Raw genomic sequence first — 3,532 nt, forward strand, 5'->3', positions numbered from 1 at the left:
AATGCAATTTAATGAAGTTTGGCAATTTACATCAACAACAACAATGTTATACCAAAAAGATTGTATGCGCACCTGGCAGTTACGCCGGCAAAGTCTAAATTCAACCAGGGTTTATTAATGTGGATAGACTGCAAAGGGTGAGCCGGGTGGCTAATGTATCCTAACCTATTCATTCCGTAAAGATTTTATAGGATAAGCAACCGCAGCTTTTATAGACTCGTAACTTTTAGCCTGTGTTGGTGTTTCTCTTTTCAAATCTATAAACGTGCCAGGACTTGTTAGTCTGTCTTTGACCAACGACATTTCAACCGCAATATTTTTTATTTTTAACCTGTCAATTTATAATATATTCAGTCGCCCTGCCTCATAATAATATTTTTAAAATAGGCAATAGGAAAGACGTTACCAAACAAAATGATTGCCTGGTGGCTACTTACTAAATATTATATTGAGGCAACTGATTATTCATATACTGCATTTATATTTCATGAGCAGGCAACAGATAACGGATTGAATAAAAAATAAATTGAACCCGGGTATGAAATATTATAAGGCCGGTCTACTCATTGCGTTAATTGTTGTGATGTATGTTGATGCGAACGCACAGCAGCCTGGTGACTCACTTGCACAAAAGCTTGATGAATACCTGGCATCTGCAAATAAAATGTACAAGTTTAATGGCTCAGCATTAATTGCCGAAAAAGGAAAAATAATTTTGCAAAAAAGTTATGGCTTAAAAAATGTAGCGAGACACATTTTCAATGATTCGAATACCATTTTTCAAATTGGTTCTGTTACCAAACAATTTACTTCAAGCGTTATTTTAAAATTGCAGGAAGAAGGCAAACTTTCTGTTCGGGATAAGCTGAGCAAATATTTCCCCGCTTTTTTGTACGCTGATAACATAACACTGGAAAATTTATTAACGCATACGTCGGGTATTTATAATTACACCAATGATATAGATGAGAATGATTCCGCCATCGTTTGTAATCCGGTAAATAAACAACTGGTATTGGATTTAATTTTTAAACATCCACTTGATTTCAAACCGGGAACAAAATATTCTTACGATAATTCAGGTTATTATTTGCTTGGATTAATTATTGAAAAAGTAACCGGCAAATCATACGAACAAAATATAAAGGACATCATTTTTACTCCCTTACAAATGACGCATTCGTTATTTGATTTCAGAGATGCAAAAGACACCAACATTGCCATTGGCTATAAAAAACTAAATGATAAAGAACAAATTATTGCTCAACGATGGGACTCAACCGTCACTTATGCCGCCGGCGCAATTTTCAGCACTACAGGAGATATGTACAAGTGGGCAAAGGCGGTTGCCAATAAAGAAATTATTTCTGCAGATTCCTGGAAGCAGGCATTAACGCCGCACCTGGAACATTATGGTTATGGCTGGCTCATTGATACATTGTACGGAAGAAAATTTATTGCTCACGGTGGTGGCCTGCCGGGATTTATGGCGGACTTTACTTACTATCCCAGCGAAGATGTTACTATTATTTTATTGAACAATGAAGGATGGTATGATGAGGGATTGACGGCTCTCAATGTCGCAATCTCCGCTATACTTTTCCACAAGCCCTATGAGTTAATGCATATACACCCGGAAATAAATCTCCTTGACCCGGTACTCGAAAAATATACCGGCAAATATGAGTTTGATAAAAAACACCATGCTTTCATTACTTTAGAAGACGGTCGCTTGCAAATCAGGGCGCCGGAGGGAGGCCTGCCAAAATCGCCATTGTTTGCCGAGGATCCAATAAATTTTTATCTCAGGATTATTGATGCAAGAATTGAATTTCTGAAAGATGCTAATGGAAATATCACTGGCCTCATCTCGCACTACAATGGAAAAGATGAGTATAGTAAAAAGGTTAAATAAAGAGTTTATAATGCACAGGAGGAAAGATTTAAACTTATATTAAATTAAACATCATCCATATTTAGAAGCGTCCCAGGCCCCTCTTCAGAACGGGCCTGGGAGCCTTTATTCCGTCCTCAAACTTTTAACCGGGTTGGCAACGGCAGCTTTTATTGCCTGGAAACTAACGGTGATCAATGCGATCAATACTGCAACAAGCGAAGCCAATCCAAACAACCACCAATCTACATGTACACGGTAGGCAAAACCCTGCAACCATTTTTGCATAATATAATAACCCGCAGGTACTGCTAAAATAGTTCCTAACAAGACTGGTTTCAATAAATCTTTTGAAAGTAAGAGCACAATGTTCTGTACCGATGAGCCAATTACTTTTCTTATGCCAATCTCTTTGGTTCTTTTAATAGCTGTATAAGACGCCAGCCCAAATAAACCAAGGCAGGCAATACAAATGGCGATCATTGAGAAGACGCCTAATAACGTTTCTTGTTTAATTTCAGATTTATAAAGCTGATCAAATTTCTCATCGAGAAAAGTATATTCAAAGGGATAGTCCGGTGCAGCATCGCTGTATATTTTCTTTATGCGATTGATGGCAGTCGGCAGGTTAGCTGTTTTTAGTTGAATCAAAGCAAGTCGCCTGTCGCCACTTTTAGTAGAAATAACAAGAGGGCCTATCGGTTCTTTCAGCGAAGTAAAATGAAAATCTTTTACCACCCCAACAATGGTTCTGCGGGTACTATCAATTGTTATATTCTTAATCCATGTACCAATTGCCTGTTGCGGTGTATACCCAAGGCTGGCAGCAGCAGATTCGTTAATAATTACAGACGAGGTGGAATCTGTAGGAAACGATGGCGAAAAATCCCTTCCCGCAACAATTTTCAGTCCCAGTGCTTTTACATATTGAAAATCAGAAAACTCTGTATTGAGCATTAGCTTCTCTCCCGGTTTACCTTGTGCTTCAAATCCATAGGTATCGTGAAAACCACCGGGTTCGCCCGACATTAGCGAAACGCTCTTCACATCAGGATCCATCTCCAGTTCATTTTTGAACTTCGTCTTGTTGTCATAAATACTTCCGTTATCTATTTTCACAATCATAGATTGCTCCTTATTAAATCCGAGATCTGTATTTCTAACATAGTGCATTTGTTTCATTACAATCGTAACGCTGATGATCAGTAATACCGAAATGGCAAACTGGAAAACAACCAGTGCTTTCCGGAAGAAGGCTCCATACTTTCCCAAATTGAGTTTTCCTTTCAGCGATTCAATAGGAGAAAATGAAGACATCAATAGTGCAGGGTAACTTCCGGCAACCAGGCCAACCACAATTATAACGCCTGCAATAAACATATACAACCACGGATTGCTCCAATATGACGGTAATGCATAACCTAAAAAACCAGTATATGCAGGCATGATTAATTGTAGTAGTCCTACAGCAAGAATAGCCGAAACTGTTGCAAATAAAATAGATTCGAATAAGAATTGCGCTGCCAATTGCCCGCGAACCGCACCCAACACTTTACGCAGGCCAACTTCTTTAGACCTGTCGGTAGCCCTTGCTGTGGCAAGGTTCATGAAGTTGATACAGGCAATAACGAGAATGAG

The 3,532-nt window shown here is 38.7% G+C and carries 2 protein-coding genes; one reads left to right on the forward strand and one right to left on the reverse strand.

Translation table 11 applies throughout. The features are described 5' to 3' along the window. Positions 1-538: 538 nt before the first annotated feature. The gene (locus ACO1O5_RS02535) at positions 539-1,915 is read left to right on the forward strand and encodes a serine hydrolase (RefSeq protein WP_486268151.1); all 1,377 of its coding nucleotides are present in this window, start codon (positions 539-541) and stop codon (positions 1,913-1,915) included. Positions 1,916-2,020: 105 nt separating this feature from the next. Here the strand turns inward: ACO1O5_RS02535 and ACO1O5_RS02540 are convergent. Next, the coding region (locus ACO1O5_RS02540; RefSeq protein ID WP_486268152.1) for an FtsX-like permease family protein at positions 2,021-3,532 on the reverse strand (1,512 nt) is incomplete at its 5' end.

The organism is Ginsengibacter sp. (genome assembly GCF_057362405.1).